The sequence below is a fragment of the Paenibacillus segetis genome (assembly GCF_014639155.1).
Classification (GTDB): Bacteria; Bacillota; Bacilli; order Paenibacillales; family Paenibacillaceae; genus Fontibacillus; species Fontibacillus segetis.
This window is the reverse complement of the sequence record NZ_BMFT01000001.1, coordinates 89,139-110,659: the sequence shown is the minus strand read 5'-3', so window position 1 is coordinate 110,659 and position 21,521 is coordinate 89,139. Positions and strand designations below refer to the sequence as shown.

The 21,521-nt window shown below is 43.7% G+C and carries 19 protein-coding genes and 1 riboswitch; of the genes, 2 read left to right on the top strand and 17 right to left on the bottom strand.

What is annotated here, in order from left to right; all coding sequences use genetic code 11:
- Nucleotides 1–69 precede the first annotated feature (69 nt).
- From purB to IEW05_RS00480, 6 genes are all read right to left on the bottom strand, one after another.
- Nucleotides 70–1,368 carry an adenylosuccinate lyase gene (purB, locus tag IEW05_RS00505; protein ID WP_188534776.1) on the bottom strand — a complete coding sequence of 433 codons (1,299 nt, stop codon included), beginning with the start codon at nucleotides 1,366–1,368 and terminating at the stop codon, nucleotides 70–72.
- Nucleotides 1,365–2,549 carry a 5-(carboxyamino)imidazole ribonucleotide synthase gene (gene purK / locus IEW05_RS00500; protein ID WP_188534774.1) on the bottom strand — a complete coding sequence of 395 codons (1,185 nt, stop codon included), beginning with the start codon at nucleotides 2,547–2,549 and terminating at the stop codon, nucleotides 1,365–1,367. The genes purB and purK overlap by 4 nt, the downstream gene beginning before the upstream one ends.
- Nucleotides 2,549–3,046, bottom strand: a complete 498-nt coding sequence (gene purE / locus IEW05_RS00495; RefSeq protein ID WP_188534772.1) for a 5-(carboxyamino)imidazole ribonucleotide mutase — start codon at nucleotides 3,044–3,046, stop codon at nucleotides 2,549–2,551. Before purE ends, purK begins: the two co-directional genes overlap by 1 nt.
- A gap of 214 nt (nucleotides 3,047–3,260) precedes the next feature.
- Nucleotides 3,261–3,362: riboswitch (purine riboswitch) on the bottom strand.
- Nucleotides 3,363–3,568: 206 nt separating this feature from the next.
- Nucleotides 3,569–4,003, bottom strand: coding sequence for a universal stress protein (locus IEW05_RS00490; RefSeq protein WP_188534770.1), 435 nt, complete (start codon nucleotides 4,001–4,003; stop codon nucleotides 3,569–3,571).
- Nucleotides 4,004–4,021: 18 nt separating this feature from the next.
- Entirely contained in the window at nucleotides 4,022–4,285 is a 264-nt protein-coding gene (locus IEW05_RS00485; RefSeq protein WP_188534768.1) for a DUF1294 domain-containing protein, read from the bottom strand.
- Nucleotides 4,286–4,449: 164 nt separating this feature from the next.
- Nucleotides 4,450–5,100, bottom strand: a complete 651-nt coding sequence (locus IEW05_RS00480; RefSeq protein WP_229753205.1) for a TetR/AcrR family transcriptional regulator — start codon at nucleotides 5,098–5,100, stop codon at nucleotides 4,450–4,452.
- A 270-nt stretch (nucleotides 5,101–5,370) separates the two neighbouring features.
- On the opposite strand from IEW05_RS00480, the gene IEW05_RS00475 reads away from it, so the two are divergent.
- Complete coding sequence (locus tag IEW05_RS00475; protein WP_188534767.1) at nucleotides 5,371–6,636, top strand: Gfo/Idh/MocA family protein; 1,266 nt, start codon at nucleotides 5,371–5,373, stop codon at nucleotides 6,634–6,636.
- 121 nt (nucleotides 6,637–6,757) lie between these two features.
- On the opposite strand, the gene IEW05_RS00470 is transcribed toward IEW05_RS00475, so the two are convergent.
- From IEW05_RS00470 to IEW05_RS00460, 3 genes are read right to left on the bottom strand one after another with little or no spacing between them, the layout of a single operon-like run.
- On the bottom strand, nucleotides 6,758–6,895 hold the full coding sequence (locus IEW05_RS00470) for a hypothetical protein (protein WP_188534764.1): 138 nt from the start codon (nucleotides 6,893–6,895) through the stop codon (nucleotides 6,758–6,760).
- Between the two features lie 56 nt (nucleotides 6,896–6,951).
- Nucleotides 6,952–9,078: a DNA topoisomerase III gene (locus tag IEW05_RS00465; protein ID WP_188534762.1), complete on the bottom strand. Its 2,127-nt coding sequence runs from the start codon at nucleotides 9,076–9,078 to the stop codon at nucleotides 6,952–6,954.
- Between the two features lie 45 nt (nucleotides 9,079–9,123).
- Nucleotides 9,124–9,555, bottom strand: coding sequence for a DUF4183 domain-containing protein (locus IEW05_RS00460; RefSeq protein ID WP_229753204.1), 432 nt, complete (start codon nucleotides 9,553–9,555; stop codon nucleotides 9,124–9,126).
- 266 nt (nucleotides 9,556–9,821) lie between these two features.
- Here IEW05_RS00460 and IEW05_RS00455 point away from each other — a divergent pair, with 266 nt between their 5' ends.
- Complete coding sequence (locus IEW05_RS00455) at nucleotides 9,822–10,829, top strand: ketoacyl-ACP synthase III (RefSeq protein ID WP_188534760.1); 1,008 nt, start codon at nucleotides 9,822–9,824, stop codon at nucleotides 10,827–10,829.
- A gap of 176 nt (nucleotides 10,830–11,005) precedes the next feature.
- Here IEW05_RS00455 and IEW05_RS00450 read toward each other — a convergent pair whose 3' ends face one another.
- The 8 genes from IEW05_RS00450 to IEW05_RS00415 form a co-directional block, all read right to left on the bottom strand.
- Complete coding sequence (locus IEW05_RS00450) at nucleotides 11,006–12,208, bottom strand: GNAT family N-acetyltransferase (RefSeq protein ID WP_188534758.1); 1,203 nt, start codon at nucleotides 12,206–12,208, stop codon at nucleotides 11,006–11,008.
- Nucleotides 12,209–12,222: 14 nt separating this feature from the next.
- Nucleotides 12,223–13,218: a zinc-dependent alcohol dehydrogenase gene (locus IEW05_RS00445; RefSeq protein WP_188534756.1), complete on the bottom strand. Its 996-nt coding sequence runs from the start codon at nucleotides 13,216–13,218 to the stop codon at nucleotides 12,223–12,225.
- Nucleotides 13,219–13,244: 26 nt separating this feature from the next.
- Entirely contained in the window at nucleotides 13,245–15,503 is a 2,259-nt protein-coding gene (locus tag IEW05_RS00440; RefSeq protein ID WP_188534754.1) for a helix-turn-helix transcriptional regulator, read from the bottom strand.
- Between the two features lie 34 nt (nucleotides 15,504–15,537).
- Nucleotides 15,538–16,401, bottom strand: a complete 864-nt coding sequence (locus IEW05_RS00435; RefSeq protein ID WP_188534752.1) for a carbohydrate ABC transporter permease — start codon at nucleotides 16,399–16,401, stop codon at nucleotides 15,538–15,540.
- On the bottom strand, nucleotides 16,395–17,321 hold the full coding sequence (locus tag IEW05_RS00430) for an ABC transporter permease (protein ID WP_188540617.1): 927 nt from the start codon (nucleotides 17,319–17,321) through the stop codon (nucleotides 16,395–16,397). The genes IEW05_RS00435 and IEW05_RS00430 overlap by 7 nt, the downstream gene beginning before the upstream one ends.
- A 142-nt stretch (nucleotides 17,322–17,463) precedes the next feature.
- On the bottom strand, nucleotides 17,464–19,083 hold the full coding sequence (locus IEW05_RS00425) for an extracellular solute-binding protein (RefSeq protein ID WP_188534750.1): 1,620 nt from the start codon (nucleotides 19,081–19,083) through the stop codon (nucleotides 17,464–17,466).
- Nucleotides 19,084–19,401: 318 nt separating this feature from the next.
- On the bottom strand, nucleotides 19,402–20,319 hold the full coding sequence (locus IEW05_RS00420; RefSeq protein WP_229753203.1) for a Gfo/Idh/MocA family protein: 918 nt from the start codon (nucleotides 20,317–20,319) through the stop codon (nucleotides 19,402–19,404).
- A gap of 32 nt (nucleotides 20,320–20,351) precedes the next feature.
- The gene (locus IEW05_RS00415; protein WP_188534745.1) at nucleotides 20,352–21,521 is read right to left on the bottom strand and encodes a M20 metallopeptidase family protein; all 1,170 of its coding nucleotides are present in this window, start codon (nucleotides 21,519–21,521) and stop codon (nucleotides 20,352–20,354) included.

Genomic DNA, 21,521 nt, shown 5'->3' with positions numbered 1-21,521 from the left:
CCTCCTTCTGACGATCAAGGCTCCATAGCGGAGCCTTCTTCTCGTCTCATCGATTCACGTTTCCAACCATTATTCAGACAAGCCTAGCTTCCGGAATATCGTATCTACATGTTTCAAGTGCCAAGATGGATTAAAAGCATCTTCGATCTCTTCTTTACTCAATACCGCCGTAATTTCCGGAGTTTCTTCGACAATGTCACGGAACTGACGCTGCGTCTCCCAGGCTTGCATCGCACGTGGTTGCACCGTATCGTACGCTTGCTCACGGCTGAATCCTTTGTCGATCAACTTCGTTAGCACTCGTCCAGAGAACGGCACGCCGAATGTCCGACCCATGTTACGCTTCATGTTCTCTGGGAATACCGTCAAGTTCTTCACAATGTTACCGAAGCGGTTCAGCATGTAGTTAAGCAACATCGTGGCATCCGGTAGAATGATACGCTCCACGGAGGAGTGTGAGATGTCGCGCTCGTGCCACAAAGTCACGTTCTCGTAAGCGGATAACATGTGACCACGAATAACGCGTGACAGACCAGAAATGTTCTCACAACCGATTGGATTACGTTTATGCGGCATAGCCGAAGATCCCTTTTGCCCTTTAGCGAATGCTTCTTCTACTTCGCGGAATTCACTCTTCTGCAAAGCGCGAATTTCGGTAGCGAACTTATCAAGCGATGTAGCGACTAGTGCGAGCGATGCCATGTACTCTGCATGACGATCCCGTTGCAACGTTTGAGTTGAGATCGGTGCTGCTGTTGTGCCTAGCTTCTGGCAGACGAATTCTTCAACGAATGGATCGATATTCGCATATGTTCCTACTGCACCAGATATTTTACCGAATTGAACACCGTCTGCTGCCCGACGGAAACGTTCCAGATTACGTTTCATTTCCTCATACCATAGCGCCATCTTAAGACCAAAAGTAGTCGGTTCCGCATGCACGCCATGCGTACGTCCCATCATCGGTGTATCCTTGTATGCGATCGCTTTGTCGCGCAAAATCTCGATAAAACGAATAATATCCTGCTCCAAAATCTCGTTGGCTTGTTTCAGCAAATAGCCAAGAGCCGTATCAACCACGTCGGTTGAAGTCAATCCGTAATGTACCCATTTGCGCTCCGCTCCAAGGCTTTCAGATACAGATCGTGTAAAGGCAATCACATCATGTCGCGTTTCCTGTTCGATTTCATAAATACGGTCGATGTCAAAAGAAGCATTCTTTCGAAGCAACGCCACATCCTCTTTCGGAATGACTCCCAGTTCTGCCCAAGCTTCACAAGCGCAAATTTCTACTTCTAGCCATGCTTTGAATTTGTTCTCTTCGGTCCAAATGTTTCTCATTTCCGGTCTGCTATAACGTTCGATCATGAATGTTGATTCCTCCATATATTGGTTTGCTGAATCCAATCAAGTCCATGCTGTACATCATGACATAATAGATTGATATGTCCCATTTTACGTTTGGGAGCGGAGCCGCTCTTTCCATATAGATGTACCTTCGGCACAACATCAGAGTTTGTCCAAGCACCTTGCGATAGGGCACCTACTACCTCATCCAAATGTTCTCCGAGAACATTGACCATAACAACTGGCGACATGAGCTTTACTTCACCTAATGGTAAATTACAAATCGCTCGAACATGTTGCTCGAACTGTGATGTCGTACAAGCTTCCATCGTATAATGACCTGAGTTATGCGGTCGTGGAGCAAGCTCATTAACGTATAATTCTCCATCCTGTGTTAAGAACATCTCCACTGCGAGGAGCCCAACGGCCTCCATCGACTCTGCAATTCGTGCTGCAAGCTGTTCCGCTTCATGTAACACATCCGCTTCCACCCTTGCTGGTACGATGGAAGTATGTAAGATATTGTCCACATGGATGTTCTCAGCAACCGGGAATGTCTTTATTTCCCCTCGCGGGCTACGAGCTGATATGACCGACAGTTCTTTTACGAAGGGTATGAATTGTTCCAGGACAAGCTCAGTTCCCGCCTTGCTCAATTCCGTATAAGCAGGTCCAATCTCAGCGATGGATTTGATAACCCATTGCCCCTTACCATCATATCCACCCGTTGCCGTCTTCAACACGCTCGGGATACCGAGCTGGGTAACCGCTTCTTGTAACTCTGCCTCACTGCTCACTTTACGATAAGGAGCAACTTTAACGCCCGCTGCTTCCACTGCTGCTTTTTCACGAAGTCTGTGCTGCGTTGTAAAGAGCAGCTTGCTTCCTTGCGGTACATAGGATAAACGTTCTAGCAATGCTGCTACCTCAGCGTCCACATTCTCAAACTCATACGTGATTACATCCGAACGTTCCGCCAATAGGCGAGCTGCCTTCTTGTCATCGTACCCAGCGACGATTTGTTCGGTTAGTTGACCACAAGGACACTCCGGTGTCGGATCAAGGGTAACAAAGTGATAGCCAAGATTGCTACCGGCTAGGGCCATCATCCGTCCTAATTGTCCCCCACCTAATACACCGATACGTGAGCCTGGTCCGATAATCGGTAGCCCGAAGTTATCACCAATAATTGTCCCACTCATTACAATATCTCTCCTAATTCAACACTACTAGCTAACACTTCATCACGAATGCGATCTCTGCGCTCTTGCACTCTTTCATTCAACTTAGGATCAAATGCAGCTAGAATCTGTGCCGCGAGCAATCCCGCGTTAATGGCACCCGCTTTACCGATTGCAACTGTTGCTACCGGAATCCCTCCGGGCATTTGCACGATGGAGAGCAATGAATCAAGACCATTTAGTGCTGCCGATTTGACCGGTACACCGATAACAGGAAGTACTGTTTTTGCCGCTACCATCCCTGGTAAGTGCGCCGCTCCACCCGCACCAGCAATAATCACTTTCAACCCTCGACCAGCCGCTTTCTCAGCAAATTCAAACATTAAATCTGGCGTACGATGAGCAGAAACAACTTGCTTTTCATAAGGAATTTGGAGCTCCTCCAGAATGGCACATGCATGAGACATCGTATCCCAATCTGATTTACTGCCCATGATCACTGCAACCTGTGCTGACATGACTCAACCTACTTTCCAATATGATGAACATTCTTTAGATCCAAGAGATCAGGACCTTTCCATAAAAACAAAAAGTCCGGTGTTCTCTGGAAAATAACAAGTATTTTCAGAATTTCCGGACGCAAAGTGAATACGAAACTTCCAGCCATAGTATTGTCTCATTTGGCCCATAAGAAAGAAGAACTCCCATTTGAATTAAATGGAGTGGACTTTCCTGTATTACGTATTCACTCGTAGTCCGAAAATTTAAGGTTCTCAGGTAGAAACTTCCGGGCCCTATTCCCGGATTTATACGAGGACTATTATTTTAGCGATATAATTATTATTCCCTTATTAGTTTAACAATCTCGTACATACTGTGTCAACTTAAACCCGAACATTATAAGTCTTGAAAATAATATTGTTCGCTTTTTAACAAAAGATCCCCTACTAATTAACAGAAAACCCTCAAATCCAGTTATTTTTCTGCACAAACTGCAAAAAAAAGGAACGCCATCAACTGGCATCCCTTGTGTTGTATTTTTATTTAACTACCAATACTGGAATTTGGGCATGTTGAACGACATTGTGACTGACACTACCGAGCACGAACTCACGAATACCACCAAGACCACGGCTACCAATGATAATAAGATCATTATTATGTTTCTTCGCATAATCAAGAATCACTTCAGCAGGTGCCCCCTGAGCCAACTCAACCTTACCCTCGACTCCTAATTTCTCCAAATGTGCTTTGGCTTCATCAGCCGTTCCCTCAGCCAATTCGTAGAAGTCCTGATTTATAGAAGTTGGTACCGGAGCAAAGCCGTCGGCCACATAAAAACGCGGGAAATCGAATACATGAAGCACCTCTAGCGTTGCACCTGGTGTCAGCTTCACAAGTTCAATTGCCTTATCCAACGCTTTCTTCCCAGCTTTAGAACCATCATAAGCAGCTACAATTTTAGTAAATAACATAAGAACGCACCTCTCTCTTCATATTAGGAAATAACCGTAGAGCACAGCATTCATAAGCAGAAGCAGTGGAACACCCAATCGGAAGCTGACGTGTTTCGTCTTATGACGTTTGATATTCATTGCGATCAACACGCCAAGAGCTCCACCAATGGCAGCAAGTAAGAATAGAGTACGCTCAGGAATTCGTTCGCGTCTTCGTCGGGCACGGCGTTTATCTTCCGACATGATCAAGTAACCTACTCCATTAATAAATAGAAACCATAATAGTATTGCCGTCATCATGTCGACCCCGCCCCCTTTACTCTATTAGATCTGATCCACCGTTTCTTATCTATATTATAACGCTTATCTCTCTAAATAGGAAAGACGCCTCACGGCGTCTTTGTCTTAACCAATTAACGAATCCATTTTCGGATCGATGTCCTACATTACCTCAATGCCTATGTTTACTGGGGCTGATCAGCAGCTAGGGATGAGGCTAAAAAAGTCATTAAATAGTTCAACATTTCCTCGGAATCAACTTTACTCTCAGTCTTATAAATCTCACTACGAACGGCTATCCGCTGGGTCGTGCCCATCGTAATATGTGATAGAATCTGGGCCATCATGATAGGATCCGTACCCTTGCGAATCGACCCGTCATGGATGCCCTCGTCAATGATTTGTTCAATCAAGACTATGCCTTGCTTCGTATAGCTTTGATACCGTTCTTCGAGCTCCAACGTTGGATATGAAGACTGATAATATTGATCGAATATGGCTGCAAAACGAAAGTGATCCGGATGAGTCTGAAACATCGTAATAAAAGTCGCAAAATAGTCCTTCAGCTTCTCAAGACCGTTCTTTCCCTTTAACCGTTCATCTAGCAGTTCACTTAATTCATTCAAAATTTTGAGTTGAATATCAAATACAATTTCATGAATCGAATTGTAATATTTATAGAGTGTCACGCGACTAATTTCTGCCTTCTTTACGATATCGACGATTGTAATATCCATGAGCCCTTTCTCCAATACAAGCTCGAATGTAGCATCCATGATCTGTTTGCGTCGTGAATAACGCATTTGATCCAATTCCTGCTCCCATTTTGTCCCCACGGGTTGGTTCACTCCTGTCTTAAAAAGACTATCTCATTGTTCAATTGTTCACAGTGTATCCATAACGTAAATAGGGTATACGCTGCTTAGCGTACACTATCTAGTAAATGAAATCAACATGTGAGAATGTGATGTCTAGCTCCATATTCAAGGCATTTATTAGACGTTTAAAATAGTATTGACACAGTGTAAGTACCCTATTAATATTAAACTATAGTACTTACACTGTGTAAACACATTTAACTAGCACGAACAATGGAGGAGAAAATCATGAAGAAGGTTACAGCAATACTTATCGGGGCGGGGAATCGCGGAGCTCAGGCCTATGCTCCTTACGGATTACAGCATCCTGAAGAACTTCAATTCGTAGCGGTAGCCGAACCGGATCAAGGGAGACGAGAAGCATTTCAACTTGCTCACAATATTCCAGACTCAGCATGCTTTAGCTCATGGGAAGACATGTTGCGTGAGCCAAAGCTTGCAGATGCTGCCCTCATTTGTACGCAAGATCAATACCATTTCGACCCTGTCGTAAAGGCGTTTGAAGCCGGCTATCATATCCTTTTGGAAAAACCGATGTCGACTGATCCTACAGAAGTGGTGAAATTAGGGGAATATGCCGTTAAATATGACCGGATCTTTAACATCTGTCATGTACTTCGCTATACGGAGTTCTTCTCTACGCTCAAAAAGATCATCGAGGACAAGACAATCGGTGACCTTATCTCCATTCAACACAATGAGAATGTCGCTTACTGGCATCAAGCTCATAGCTACGTCCGTGGTAACTGGAGAAATTCAAGTGAATCAAGCCCTATGATTCTCGCCAAGTCATGCCATGACATGGATATTTTGCTGTGGCTGGCTGGAAGCGATTGCAGAAGTATATCTTCATTTGGCTCCTTATCTCACTTTAAGGCTGAAAATGCACCCCCTCAAGCTACTGATCGCTGTACAGATGGTTGCCCTCATGCCGAGGAATGTCCGTTCTTTGCACCTAAGTTTTATCTAGGTAACCCAAGTTGGGGTTACGTCCTAAGCAATGATGTTAGCGATGAAGGAATTATGAAGGCGCTCCAAGAAGGGCCATATGGCCGATGCGTCTACAAGTGTGACAACGACGTCGTTGATCATCAAGTCGTTAATATTGAATTTGAGAATGATGTTACCGTGGCCTTTACGATGTGCGCATTCACGAACGAATATGCAAGAACGATCAAACTCATGGGAACTAAGGGTGAGGTCAAAGGTATCATGTCGTTTAATAAGTGTGAGCTTGAGGTCACGGACTTCCTTACAGGGAACAAAGAGCTCATTTCACTACCGAGTGGCATTGACGATCATGGTGGCGGGGATAGCGGACTAATTAGCAACTTCGTTGAATTGGTACGCGACAACAAGATCAATGAAGGATTATCCTCAGCCAGTGTGTCCGTGCAAAGCCATCTGATGTCATTCGCAGCCGAGAAATCCCGTTTGGAGAACCGAGTTATCGTGTTTAAAGATTATGCCGAGCAAATCAAGGCTGGAATCTAGGGACAAAGAGACAGGTTCTTTGTCCCACCTTTCCCTTGTCCCCCTGTCCAGCTTTTGTTTTTCTATGTAAAAAAGCTCCCCTTCCGGGGAGCTAGAGTTACTGGATCTCACTTATGTGACTTTATGATTCGTTCTTTGAAACTTGATTTAAACTCGGGGGAAGATCGGCCTGTTTCTTCGGCTTAACCTCAATCGTCTCCTCCAGAATGCTGGATTTATTCTGCTGGTTCTCGGTCTTCCGCGCTTTGTGATGCGGCACGTTCATCACCTCCCAGCTTTAGCATCTCGAGGTCTACTACATTTTATACAATAAATTTACTGCCCCTTCTTCTCCATTGCAGCTTTGAGTAGATCTCCAAGGTTGGAGCCGATGGATTCCTGTTTCTTCGCATACTGGTTAACCAGTTTCTGTTGCTCTCGCTTATTGATATGTTTCGAATCCTTATTCATTGTCTCCGTAATGCCACATCCCAGACATTGAACATAGAGACCTGCCTTGCCTTCTTTCATCTCCATCTTCTTATGACACTGAGGACAACGACGATTGGACAGACGCTTCTCGCCTGAACGGCGATAACCACAGTCCTCACTTGGACAAGTTAATACAAGACCACGAGCGGTCTTCTTCTCCAGCAATCTTGTACCACAATCCGGACAATGACTATTTGAAACATTATGTGGTTTATATTCAGCTTCACTATTCTTAACACCACTTACTAATCCCTGTGCCATTTCCCGTATCCCAACGAGGAAAGGATCTGGTTTACCTTGACCACGGGCGATCCGCTCCAGTTCCGCTTCCCACTTGGCCGTTAGTTCCGGTGTCCGTAAGTCAGCTGGGGCAAGCTGAATCAATTGCTTTCCCTTCCCTGTCGGATGTAGTGAATTCCCCTGTCTTTCAATCGTATCGGAATTAACTAACTTCTCAATAATATCAGCACGCGTTGCTGGAGTACCCAGTCCATGCTTCTCCATCTGAGTTAGCAAAGCTGCTTCCGTATAGCGTTTTGGAGGCAATGTCCGTCCCGTCTGCACGAGGCATTTCTTAACGGTAACTGCCTCACCTTCTCGCAATTCTGGAAGTGCTGCACCACGTTCTTCTGCATCATCTCCATCTTCATCCTCATCCATCGCTTGCCCATCATAGACTGCACGCCATCCACTATCCTTCATGGTCGTCCCTTTGGCATGTAATATTTCCCCTGCAATGTCGACTGTGACAGCGACATTATCAAAACGAGCTGGAGGATAGAACAAACTAATAAATCGCCGAACGATCAGATCGTATAGCTTACGTTCTTCAGTACTAAGTGCATTCAATAGAACTGTTTGCTCTGTGGGAATAATCGCATGGTGATCCGTAACCTTGCTATCATCTACGATCCGTTTTCCTAGCGGCAATGGCTTGCGTAACAATGGTCTCGCTAACGGGGCATACGGCCCCACAGCCACACTGTTCAACCGTTCCTTAAGCGTATCGCTCATATCCGAGGTAAGATAACGTGAATCCGTACGCGGATAAGTAACCAGTTTATGTTGTTCATACAAGCGTTGTAGTACATTTGAAGTCTGTTTCGCCGAAAATCCCAGTAGACGGTTGGCATCCCGCTGCAATTCCGTCAAATCATAAGCTAATGGATGAGGGACGTTCTTCTCACTCTTCTTAAGCTTTATAATTTTCCCTGAGCGTCCATCTAGCTTCCCTTGTAGCCGTGTAACTTCTTCGGGATTAAATATGCGTGAATCGCCATTATTCCCCCGCCATATAGCTTGGAATGATCCCAAATCAGCGCGGAGCGTGCTATAGCCTTCCGAAACGAAGGATATAATCTCATTCTCGCGTTGCATAATCATCCCCAAAGTTGGAGTCTGTACTCGACCTGCGGATAACGGTGCGCCAAATTTACAGGTTAATGCCCGCGTAACATTCAGCCCAATCATCCAGTCCGCTTCCGCACGACAACGAGCTGATTGATATAATCGCTCAAACTGGGCTCCCGGCTTCAATGAAGCAAATCCTTCTTTGATGGCTTTATCCGTCTGAGAGGATATCCACAACCGCTGAAATGGCTTGTTCCACTTAGCCATGTCAATAATCCATCTCGCCAGTAGTTCACCTTCCCGCGCTGCATCTGTGGCTACGATTAGTTCCTTTATGTCCTGCCGCCGCATAAGTTGCTGCACAATCTTATACTGATGACTGGATTCACGCAGCACCTTCAGCTTCATTTTCCCAGGTAAAATAGGCAAATCCTCCAACGCCCAAGTACCAAATTTCCCATCATAATCCTCAGGTTCAGCCAGACCAACCAAATGCCCCAATGCCCAGGTCACCACATACTTGGGACCTTCAAAATAACCTTTATGCTTGTCTCGGCTGCCCATTACCCGCGCGATTTCCCGTGCGACCGAGGGCTTTTCCGCTAATACTAACGTTTTCATAGATTAATCAAACACTCCTTCCTACCCCATATTATAGCATGAGGATCAGAAGTTAATTTTGTATGGATGTTGAAACAGCGATGTTGTTGGTTGAATTGGATGTTGAAGTTGAAGATAAGGTAACCACCTTAAGGTAACCACCTCGATAACGACCGTAACACCCACTACTAGAACTGTATCTATCGTTAAATTAGCTGCGGTTAATGAACTAATTCCTCCTCTTTGAAGTTCATTATTCACATACAAACTGTAGTAACCGTCGCTAGATGGAACAACCAATCCATTAACAGCAACCGCACTACCACTATCATTAGTAAAGCTCGTTGCAGGAACTACAGTTGTACCTCCAATGATGTTACCCAGGACGATAGATGCCGTGTAACGCTCTACAGTAGGCGATGTATTCGTAGTCGTAGTAGTGTTCACATTTCCTAAAACAGTACTTGTTGCAGTTAGATACATTTTTATTACTGACATCCACATCCCCTCCTTCCTCACTATCAATTTGCTGATTGTTACTATATTCTATGAAGTTCATTTCCTTATGGTTTGGATATAATACCGTCGAAATGAGCATAAAAAGGCTATAGCGTTTATAACCGCATTGGCCCATTATTCAGTTAGTAGTGATATTAGCTTGGGTAAGTAATATACATTAATGCTAAACAGTGATATACTCTTTTTAGTACCAAGTACTAATAGCTAGTAACAATTCAGTATTTAACGATAAAGGAGTGATTTTATTGTCAGCATTATCCAAGGCACGCATTACCGCCATCGGTACTTATGTTCCCGAAGCTATTATGACGAATGAAGACTTGGAACGACTTGTGGATACAAACGATGAATGGATCGTTCAACGTACAGGAATTAAGACGAGACATATCGCAGCAAGCGATGAGTTTACCTCCAACCTCTGCATTCGCGCAGCGGAAAAACTTAGGGACACCTACGCTGTTTCCCTGGACGATGTTGATCTTATTATCGCGGCTACTGCAACACCTGATTATTCATTTCCTTCGGTATCATGCCGAGTTCAAGCGCATTTTGGCATAAAAGAAACCGGAGCAATCGACCTAAACGCGACATGCGCAGGCTTTTCATATGCTTTGCATGTGGCGAACGGCCTAATAACCTCTGGTCTGCATAAGAAGATATTAGTCGTGGCTGGAGAGACGATGTCTAAGATTACAGACTATACGGATCGTAGCACCTGTATTCTATTTGGGGACGGGGCTGGGGCTGTTCTGGTTGAATATGACCCTGAGCAAGCTGGATTTGAATCCTTTACGATGGGGACGCAAGGCAGTGGAGGCATTCATGTATACCAATCCGGATTGTCAACACAAATGGACCAAACTCCGCTAGCGGGAGATGGCCGGATTGTGCAAAATGGACGCGAGGTATTCAAATGGGCGGTAAGGACGGTATCTGAAGGGATTAATACACTGCTTGAACAAGCAGGCTTAGAACTTGATCAGATCGACTGGGTTGTGCCTCATAGCGCCAACCTTCGTATCATCGAGTCTATTTGTGAGAAAGCAGATATCCCTCTGTCCAAGACACTGCAGAGCGTGCAAGAAATGGGTAACACGTCTTCCGCATCCATTCCACTTGCTCTGCAGGCTGGCATAGATCATCAGCAATTGAAATACGGGGACCGAGTACTGATCTACGGCTTTGGCAGTGGCCTGACTCATTCCGGTCTGATTATTCGTTGGGGTGTTCCGAACCTTATTGAACAATCCTAACGCACTATATCCAGTAGATCACTCGCTCAATCTAAGCATAATCACACTCTGAGTACTGCTTCTTATATCCGCAAGAGTTGCTAAAATCATCTCTTGTTGCTCCCCAGTAGCAACGGACTTTTCAGATTTACAACTCTTGCAGGAAATAAGGGAATAAGTTTTTTGATTTTATAGTTTTAAAACCTATCTATATTGTAGAAAACAGAATCTTGCTTAGGAAAAAGGGCCCTGAGCACATCGCTATGTGGTACTTCTGGAATAGAGGCATCATATCCTTGAATCAGTAGGGATACAAAATCTCTCTCGGTTAAGGTAATACTTAAGTATTCAATCCCATGGCGCGGATCAGACTCGATCGCTATTCCTCCATCTATATAATGGAGATATGCCCTTTGACTTGCACATTTCAGTCCTATCTGTAGGGGTTTATTGGCATATTCGCTATTCTCTTGTAGCCTTGTTTGAAAGACGGGAGCGAGCTTGGCCAGCAAAGGCTGAAACCTAATGACTTTCCACATCGCATCCGTTGTTCTCTTCTTTACAGCCCCCCACGAGAGAAATCCTTCAGTCAAAACATGATCATCTGGAAGATATGCAAGAACACGAGCCGCATCAGGTCGCTGTTCAACTAAAGCGCATAATAAGGGAATCGCTGCATCTTCTTCACCCTTGAGATAACATAATTCCTCTAAATAAGCTGCCCCATCTTCTCCAGTCTCGGAAATATGCCCGTAAGCAACGGTAACTCCATTTCGCACAGCAACAAGACATGTGGAAGAATTCCATCTGGGCCAATGAAGTCGATCCTGCCAATGGGTTGATGGTCTAATGACCGTATAGGTCCTCTTGTCATTAAATCGTTCGTAAATATTGGAAATAATTTCTGAATAGGATGACTCGAACGGTAGGATAGCATATTCCGAATTTCTGCTAGAATTAAGGATACTTCCCACGTTTAATTCGTATAAAATCTCTGGAACGGTACTCCAGCCTGCTTTTTCGTAAAAAGGATTTATGACAGCAAATAGTAAAGAAAGGTCATATTCCTGCTGTTCCATCCATTCTGTGAGGTGGCGAAGCATCAGCTGACAATGTCCCTGTCCTCTGTACTTAGGCACGGTAGCTACACTGCCTATCCCTCCGACTTTAACTTCTGCATCCTCAACACGGCTCATGAAAGGGAAAATCTGAATGGTACAAGTAATAGCTTCTTGCTGTTTGGCAATCCAGGTTGTAGACCTGTCATAAGTGGAATCATGATCAAGTCGATTTTGAAAAAAGTCTTTTCCAACGGGGAATGCGTCTCCCAAAATATCATACACGGATTCTAATTCAGTACGGTTTGCAATGCTGCGAATTTCTGGTTGATGTTCTGCCATGGCATCATCACATCCTAGTATTTGATGATTGTCGCAATCGTTTCTGTTGGCGTTCTGTAATTGTCATAAGCCTCTGCAGCGTCATCAACTGAATACATGTTAGTTATGAGCTTCTTGATCGAGATGCGGCCTTCAGCTAATAAACGAATGTACTCCTCAACGTTTCTGCCTTCCGTCCAACGAACATGTCCAATCGGATAATCTCTATTTTCTCTCTCATATTGAGCATCATATCGGCCTGGACCACCTGCCCGCGAAATAAGCACTTGGGCTTCTTTCCCGAACATCAGCTCTCTAGAAAATTCGGCCGATAAATCACCGACAATGACAATTTTTCCACGGTCCCGAATCCATTTCAGTGAGCTATTCATCAACTCCTCGCCTGGTCCGCTCGCACAATGCAAAACTGCATCTGCCCCATAAGGTCCAACGGCATCCGCCAATGACTCTTCCATTTCAGTTTGATTGTGATAGATATGAGAAAATCCATCTTCTTGAAGCATGGCTACCCGGTCGCTTCTCAAATCCAAGCCTACGGTTCTGTACGCCACTGCTTTGGCAATCTGTGTGATGATGTTACCTAGAATACCGAGCCCGACGACGACAGCTGACTCTCCAAACCGCAAATCAGCTACACGTAGTGCATGAATGGCAATCGCACCAAGACCAGCAAATGCAGCCTCTTGTGGATCGACATGATCTGGAACTACGGCAACCAAGTTAGCTGGAACTGCTAGCCACTCCGCATGGTGCACATAGGGTGCACCATAGCAGGCTACGCGCTGACCCACTTGAATATGCTTAACCTCTTCGCCTACTTGTTCGACAATTCCAACGGCGTTATAGCCTAGCGTTGCCGGTTCATCGGAAGCTCGCTTAACGAAGATCATTTCCGTGCCGGGACTTATCGCAGAATATTCAGTTCGTATAAGTACATGACCTTGCAATAGCATCGGTTTCTCTCTATCCGCGATGATAATTTTTCCATTCTGAGTCATAATCGTCTTCATCTTGTATTTCACTCCAACCTATTCTGTCAATTTTGTTTTCGATATTCACTAGGAGAAATGCCAAAATACTTTTTAAATGTCGTCGTGAAGGTCGAAGAATTTAAATATCCCGTTTTCTCTCCAATTTCACCGATTGATAATACGCTATCCTTCAACAATTCCTTAGCATGAGACAACCTTACTTTGTTGAGATACTCGACATAATTGATACCAAACGTCTTTTTAAAATAACTCGAAAAGTATTTTGGTGAGGTTTCCACAACCTCAGCAATATGATCTAAATATAAATTTTCCATATAGTGCAGCTCAATGTATTGTGAAATGAAGCTAGGATTCAATTTATTGGTTTCATTGGACTTATTATGCTTAGCAATATGTTTGGCTACGTCTATAAGGGCATTCTCAATGTCCAGATAATCATGTGCGTAATCTATTTTTTGCAGAAACTGTTGTTCAAGCTTATACATTTCGTTATCAGTATTAGCAGTACCGCTAGCATGTCGTAACATATACATAAACATGGTCTTGGCAATATGGGCCATCTGGTGATGATGTATATTTCGATCTGCATTCTCTCTTAACGTCTCCGAAATGATCTCTTTACCTTCCTGCAGTTTGCCATTGGAAATGTAATTAGAGAGCTTCTCTATTTTGTCGAAAGGGAAATATAGACTCCAACCGTAATGAATCTTCTCAACGTCCAGCACAATCGAAGTTTCATTCACCACTCTGTACAGTAAGCCGTTCACCGCATTACGATAAGCAAACTTATAATTTACTAATTCTGTAGCGTACAGCTTACTTACACTGACATTTACTGAGTAGCCTAACAACTCTCCCTGTTCCAGGTTAGTAAACAACAATTTCAAACGTTTTATTAATATGGCACGTTCATCTGGTTGCTTGATGCCGACAAGCGAGATGAATTGTAAGTTTTTATCATAGAACACCTGAACATCACTTTTTTCTTTCAGCAAAGCTGTATTGAGAACCGATACAATGCTCTCTACAGGCATCGTTGATTGCTGCTCATTCCCTTTCTTATTCAAATGAACCATAAGCAACACAAAGTACTTGCTATGTAAAATATCGCTGCAATATCTATCCATCTCTACGTCATGCTCTGTGGAGCATGCGTATTCATCTACAGCTTGTAGGAACACACTTCTGCGCGCTTCCGATTCGACATCTTCCAGCTTCTTTTTGGTTGAGTCAATTTCCATTTGCATTTTTACAATACCGCTTAGAATTTTGCGGAAATCATTTCCTCTACTGGTTCCGCCAAGCTGACGGATAATTTTTTTGACCGGTTTGTTTAAATAAATACTTAGAAGCACAGATAACAGGACCGCGCCAATAATGGCCGACAACATAATCATTTTATTGGCTTCTATCACAGAATCGATATTCTGGAATTGATACGGTACTTTATTGATATAAACAAAATCGTTAAAATCCGACTTGTAAAAGTTGTATTGATAGTCTTCTTTCCTTAATGAAGCTTCTTGGGACGAATTGAAATAGATCTCGTCAATCACTCCCGATAAATCGGAATTCGAGTCTGTACTAAGAATGACTCTGCGTTCTTGATCCAGTACGATAAGTGAAGCACCTGGAATCATCAGCTTCTGGTTCACATGCTTCAGTAGGGCTGCCTCATCAATGAGAATGATGATGTTTTTGTTCGACATACGGATCTTGTTCCCGCCGACAGCGACCATCAGCTTTTTCCTTTGCCACGTTGTATTCGTTGCGACTTTAAAATATTGCCCGGGCATTACTTTAAATGAATTTTTCCCCTTGGTATAAGTCCGCCAATAGCTCTCATTATACAAATCGTGTTTGTATTTGTTCTCAAATAAATGGCTAAGACTACTTGTGCCGGTTGAGGTGATGGCCAGATCCATATCATCGTAGAATACGATGACCTCCTCGATGAAATCCACAGAGGAGACGAGCGTAGCAATGCTCTCCTGCATGGTATAAACCTTGGCCATGTCAATACGCCCGTCTTCTTCCGATTCCAGATTGCTATAAGGAAGCCCATGAATGGAATGGATAATGTTGTTGATCGACCGAAAGCTGTTGTCGAAAGATTGAATCATCGTTTTTACCGCAAGATTGTTGTTTTGTGTTACGTTGGCATAAATACCAGAGATCGAGTTTTTGTATACAGTATAATTGGATACATACATGATGCCGATGACTAGGAGCAACGAACAAAAGATTTGTACGATACCCAGATTCGTAAAAAAGCGCTTCAAGTAGTAGTCATCCTTTCTCATAGTTGTTTATCCAACTAATTCTACATGAAGAAACTCATCCCTTCTCAGCACCTATCATTACGCCCGATGCAAAATACTTTTGAGCAAACGGATAGATCATTAAGACCGGAATCATCGACAGTATAATCGTGGCATTCTTCTTCGCCTGAGGAGCGAGTGCCGCCGCATCAACTAAGCTTGCACGGTTGCCTTCACTGAAGATGAGCATATCCCGAAGTACGACCTGAAGCGGGTACAAGGTTGAATCGTTCAAATAAATCATCGGCAGGAAGTAGCTGTTCCAGTGCCCCATAAAATAAAAGAGTGCGATCGACGCCAGCGCCGGTTTGGATAGCGGAATCACGATATTGAACAATATCCGGAATTCAGAAGCACCGTCTATTAGCGCCGCTTCACGGACCTGCTCTGACATGCCCTCATAGAAACTCTTCAGAATGATAAGCTCCATCGTCCAAATTGCATTTGGAATAACGAGCGCCCACACCGAATCAGTAAGTCCAAGCCCCGAAACAATCAAATAGTTCGGAATGATACCTGGGTTGAGGAACATCGTTAATACGATCCCAAACATCCAATATTTACGCCAGATGAAATCAGGACGGGACAGCGGATATGCCGCTATCGCAGTTAGCAGTAGGTTAATAAAAGTACCTAGGCCCGTATAGAAGATCGTATTCAAATAGGCTCTCGGTATCCGTTTGTCTTTAAGAACCTCCAAGTAAGCATCAAAGTTAATGCCTTTTGGAAATAGAGTGATTTTCCCCTGAACAACGGAAGCCGTATCACTTATCGATATCGAGAAAATATAAAGGATCGGATAGACTGTAACAATTCCAACGCAGATTAGGAGCAGGGCGTTGATGACTCCGAACAGGTTTAATTTTGATTCTCCTACCATAGCCCCTTACCTCCTGCCTTTTTGCTTATGAAGTTTGCCGACAACAGCATGATCATAGCGATAAACGCTTCAAACATACCAACAGCGGCGGCGTAGCTGTAATTTGATTCAATCAGACCTTTTCTATATACATAAGTAGAGAATACATCCGCTACTTCGTACGTAGTCGGATTATAGAGAAGCAATACTTTCTCGTATCCGATTTGCAACATTTTTCCCGTTCGCAAAATGAACATAATGAGAATCGTCGGCATTAGACCTGGAAGCGTAATATTCCACAGGCTCTTCCACCTGCTGCATCCATCTACTTTGGCTGCTTCATACAACGTCGGGCTAATTCCCGCAACCGCTGCAAGATAGATGATGGCGTCATAGCCCGCGTTAGCCCATATATCCGACGCGACGTAAATCGTTCGGAACCACTCAGGTATAATCATAAAATAAATTTTCTCTAATCCAACCGCGGCCATCAACTTGTTGATCAAGCCGGTATTAGGCGATAAAAAGTCGATCACCATACTACAAATAATGACGATAGACAAAAATGCTGGCAAATACGTAAGTGTCTGAATCGATTTCTTTAACCACTTCACTCGAAGTTCATTGAGCGAAATTGCCAAAAGAATCGGAATCGGGAACCCAAATATCAGTGTGAAAAAGCCTAATGTCAGCGTATTTTTGAATAGCATCAAGAAATCATTACCTGAGAAAAATTTGACGAAATGCTTGAGACCGACCCATTTACTGCCGAAGATGCCTTCAAATACGTTATAATCCTTGAACGCGATAGTTAAGCCGAACAACGGCCCGTATCGGAAAATAATATAAAATATGAGACATGGTAGAAAGAGAACCAATAGCTGTCTGTCCCGTTTCATATGCTGCCACGTCCCGGTCAGTGACGTCGAAATCCGTGACATGAGCGTTGGTTTATTTAGTGTAAGGACCTTCTCCGTGTTAAGGTTTGCCACGTTTCTTCTCCTCCTGGATGTTAGAGAATGGCACTTGGAACATAAATGTCCTTCGTGCCATTCATCATCCTATTTATCTGGTTTGTTCTATTTATTTATTGGCATCATAACGTTTTTGAGCTTGGTTATAGACGTCAGAATACTTGCTTGCACCCATCTTCTCAGCCGATACAAGCCAATCTGCCCATTCCTTATCTCCATAGTTCTTGTTAAGGATATACTTCGCATTAAATTCATTCATCGATTTAATAATTGAAGTTTGCAGTTCTGCAATCGTGGCGATTTCATCCTCGTTAAGATTGAGAACAGGATCAAGTGGTTCAAATTTATTGGCAGATAGGATCTTGTCCTGAGCTTCTTGTTCTTTCTCTGTGAAGTTGTAGTATACAGAGCGATGATCCGGATTCAGGTACATACCTTCTACCCACATTCCGTAATGATCTTCCAATGCTTTAATATCTACATTAGGAAGGTCGGTCAGCTCCTGATATACCGGTTTGCCATTCTCATCGAAGTTAAAGTTCACACCTTCAATACCAAGCGTGGTCAACTGTGAACCCGATGGGCTCGTCAAATAGTCAAGCAATTTGAGTGCGGCTTCTTTATTCCCGTTATTAGCAACGGTTATCCCGAAATCTGCATCGATTCTTGGCAACGTACGAATGTTGCCCGTAGGTCCGACCGGATTACCGTAACGTAAGTTATACTCTGGGTTTTCCGAGCTGACTTGGTTATAGAACAGATCAAGACGACCAATCCAGTCCCATGTAACGAACGATTTACCTGTCGTCATCTTTGCTGTCCAGGATTCCGGTGTGTCGGTCAAAAATTCTTGATCGAGCAAACCTTCGTTATACAGTTTTTTCAGGAAATCAAGCATTTCTTTGTGCTCTGGCTGTGTGCCTGCGAATTTCCAGGTACTATTAGCTTCATCATAGTAAGCTGGGTAGCTTAAGCCACCAATGCCCCAACCGTAAGCAAGATCTCTAAAGATATCGTCTTTGGTTTTGGAAGCCATCGGATAGGAATCCGGGTAAATTTCTTTTAATTTCTTCAACGCTTGATAGAACTCTTCCGTATTGGTCCACTCCGGAATATTGTTCTTATCAAAGATATCTTTTCTATACATCATCCCGTGGTTAACATCGCGGTTTATGTTATAGATCGGCCATGAATAGAGATTGTTATTCTCATCACCAAATGAATTAGCTACCCATGGATTTTCATCTACGTACAATTTTTTGAAGTTCGGTAGTATATCAACATAATCATTAATAGCCACTACCGCTTTTTGCTGACCGATTTTCTTCAACTCATCCGGTCTAAGTCCGCTGAAAATATCAGGCAGTTTACCGGATGCGACGACCAAACGAAGCTTATCATCAAAAGTTGTAGCAGAGTAACTTTGGAAATCTACTGTAATCCCCGTACGCTTCTCAATTTCCTTAGCAATCAGCTTATCATTAAGCTGAAAATCACTAACGACCATCCAGGTAAGCGTCGTCGGCTTATCTACCAATGGAAGTTTTAATCCACCGGTATCACCATATTGATTCGTGGCCTCTTCCACCACCGCGTTCGTTGGAGCATTTGTTGCACCATTTGTTGTGTTCGTTTCTTTGCCACTTGCATTGTTGTTCGAACCGCATGCAGCTAATAATGAACTTGTTACCATCAAAGTAAGCGCCATGCTAAGAAGCCTTTTTGACATTTTTTTACCTCCCCTTTGTAATAAATACAGCACTTCATTGGTTATGACCGAAGTCTTCAATCGGACTGTGACCGAGGTGTTCTTCGGACAATTCAAATTGTAGATCGGAGCAAATCTTTCGTAAATAAAGCGTTTTCATTTACATTGTATTTTCGATGATATTAATTATAAAAAAACACAAAAACCCTTATGTACCAAGGGTTTTTGTAGGTGGAATTTGCTAAAGAGGCGGAAAATGCTATATAAATATTTTGATTTTTTCTCATTTTCCGCATGACCTCACTTAATGGAACACAATTGACCATACATAAATCTTTTCTAAAATGTAATTTCCTTCAAAGATACCAATCTCCCTAACTGTTTACTTTTCTCAGCTGCTTCTATAAAAGAGATAATTTCTAAGGTCTCTTTCCAATCTAACGGAGCTTTAAGCGTATGGAACAGGATCATAATCTGCTCAAGTAAACTTGCGTAAAATGGTTTCGCATTAGGATCAATCTCGATCAACGAGGTTTGTCCTTCTCGGCAAATCGTAGCGCAGAAAGGACTCTCTGGTAAGCGGCTGAGTTTAACCGTTCCTGTGCGTCCATCTTCCCACTGAGCAGCTATTAAATCATACTCTTTTGTCGTATTAACTCTTACTTCCAAGCAACCCGTACCCATAATCGCATAGAGAAGCTCCACGGAATGAATTCCATACCAATAATAGTAGGATTGGGTCGGCTCCACGGCCAAAGGGCCACCAACAGCAGCTCGAATCACGGTCGCTGGGTTCTCGCGAACCACATCATCTGTAATTTGCTGTGCGTATCTTAAAGCTGAGCAACTCATCATCGGGAGTTGGTATTGCTGCGCGATCTCAACTATCTCTTTAGCATCTGCGGTATTTAAGGCGAGCGGTTTGTCGATAAATACCGGCTTGCCGTAAGGAGCTATCCTTCTAAATTGATCCAGATGCACCCGACCATCTGCAGATGTAAGTAAAATAGCATCACAATTTACTGCAACATCCTCTGGAGAATCCATTCTTCGAACGCCGTATTCCAACTCCAGCTGCTCCATAAAACCTTCCACGCGATCGTAACTAAGCGAGAAGTCATGAGAACCGCCTAAAAAGGCTGCAACAACCTTCCCTCCCGACACATGATGAGCATCGGTTGGGTCGTTGAGCAGCCTAGTAAATGCAACAGAATGGGAGGAATCCGTACCAATAAGACCTATATTCAAATCTTGCACTTGCTCATCCCCTTTCCAATCACTAAATAACCTTAAGTTAATCTCTGTAAAGCGATAGCTGCTAACAAAGAAGAACCTAGCGGGATACATTGCTCATTCAATTCATATTTCGGATGATGGAGTCCGAAAGCTTGATCCGCATCAACTTCGGGACCAGAGCCTAACCAAAAGAAACAGCCTGGTACATGCTGCAAATAGACGGAGAAATCCTCACCCGCCAAAGTTGGATCAGCCACGATTCTTCGCTCAGATCCAATCGTATAATCTATGACTTCCTCAACATGCCGTACACAAACATCATGATTGACCAATACTGGAGTCTGTTGAATATAGGTGAGCTTCGCCTTGCATTGGTAGCCCTCCGCAATTTGTTTAACGATTCGCTCTATTCTTTCGGGCATTTGTTCTTGAACTCTAGCGTCGAACGTACGAATCGTCCCCGTCATGGTCGCATAATGCGGAATGACGTTATTCGCTTCCCCTGATTGAATACTGCCAATCGTTACAACTACGGGATCAAATGGTGATACCTCTCGACTGACAATACTTTGTAAGGCCATGATTATCGCCGAAGCACACACTACGGGGTCTATACTTTGATTCGGAATCGCTCCATGTCCACCTCTGCCCTCCAGATGAATTTCGATGCGATCTACAGATCCCATCAAGGATCCATAACGAGTGGCTGTCATTCCTGCTGCTAATGTAGGAAGGTTGTGCAGACCATAAATTTCATCGACACCATCCAATGCCCCCTGCTCAATCATCGCCTTCGCTCCTGCATTGATTTCTTCAGCCGATTGAAACAGGAACCGAACGGTGCCCTTTATTTTCTTATCTACAAGCAACTTCGCTGCTCCGAGTAAAATGGCCGTATGCGCATCATGTCCACATGCATGCATAATATTTGGGCGGGCTGAAGCAAACTCAAGGCCTGTTTCTTCCTGAATCGGCAGGGCATCCATATCCGCACGCAGGGCAATGACCGGACCCGGCTCATCTCCCTTAAGTTCGGCAACAATGCCAAAGCCACCAACTTCCATTTGGAACTCAAGTCCGAGTTGCTGGAGCTCTTTTGCAACTTTAGCAGCCGTTTCCGACTCTTGGAGGCTTAGTTCGGGAAAACGATGTAAATCCCTGCGAAATGCAATCAATTCCGCTTCAAGCTGCTTACCCGTTTGAACTAATGATGACAAGGTCAT

Bases quoted from the DNA above. Each gene is read 5' to 3' on its own strand.
- purB (WP_188534776.1), bottom strand. From the start codon at position 1,368: ATGATCGAACGTTATAGCAGACCGGAAATGAGAAACATTTGGACCGAA.
- purK (WP_188534774.1), bottom strand. From the start codon at position 2,549: ATGAGTGGGACAATTATTGGTGATAACTTCGGGCTACCGATTATCGGA.
- purE (WP_188534772.1), bottom strand. From the start codon at position 3,046: ATGTCAGCACAGGTTGCAGTGATCATGGGCAGTAAATCAGATTGGGAT.
- IEW05_RS00490 (WP_188534770.1), bottom strand. From the start codon at position 4,003: ATGTTATTTACTAAAATTGTAGCTGCTTATGATGGTTCTAAAGCTGGG.
- IEW05_RS00485 (WP_188534768.1), bottom strand. From the start codon at position 4,285: ATGATGACGGCAATACTATTATGGTTTCTATTTATTAATGGAGTAGGT.
- IEW05_RS00475 (WP_188534767.1), top strand. From the start codon at position 5,371: ATGAAGAAGGTTACAGCAATACTTATCGGGGCGGGGAATCGCGGAGCT.
- IEW05_RS00465 (WP_188534762.1), bottom strand. From the start codon at position 9,078: ATGAAAACGTTAGTATTAGCGGAAAAGCCCTCGGTCGCACGGGAAATC.
- IEW05_RS00460 (WP_229753204.1), bottom strand. From the start codon at position 9,555: ATGTCAGTAATAAAAATGTATCTAACTGCAACAAGTACTGTTTTAGGA.
- IEW05_RS00450 (WP_188534758.1), bottom strand. From the start codon at position 12,208: ATGGCAGAACATCAACCAGAAATTCGCAGCATTGCAAACCGTACTGAA.
- IEW05_RS00445 (WP_188534756.1), bottom strand. From the start codon at position 13,218: ATGAAGACGATTATGACTCAGAATGGAAAAATTATCATCGCGGATAGA.
- IEW05_RS00440 (WP_188534754.1), bottom strand. From the start codon at position 15,503: ATGAGAAAGGATGACTACTACTTGAAGCGCTTTTTTACGAATCTGGGT.
- IEW05_RS00435 (WP_188534752.1), bottom strand. From the start codon at position 16,401: ATGGTAGGAGAATCAAAATTAAACCTGTTCGGAGTCATCAACGCCCTG.
- IEW05_RS00430 (WP_188540617.1), bottom strand. From the start codon at position 17,321: ATGTCACGGATTTCGACGTCACTGACCGGGACGTGGCAGCATATGAAA.
- IEW05_RS00425 (WP_188534750.1), bottom strand. From the start codon at position 19,083: ATGTCAAAAAGGCTTCTTAGCATGGCGCTTACTTTGATGGTAACAAGT.
- IEW05_RS00415 (WP_188534745.1), bottom strand. From the start codon at position 21,521: ATGACCTTGTCATCATTAGTTCAAACGGGTAAGCAGCTTGAAGCGGAA.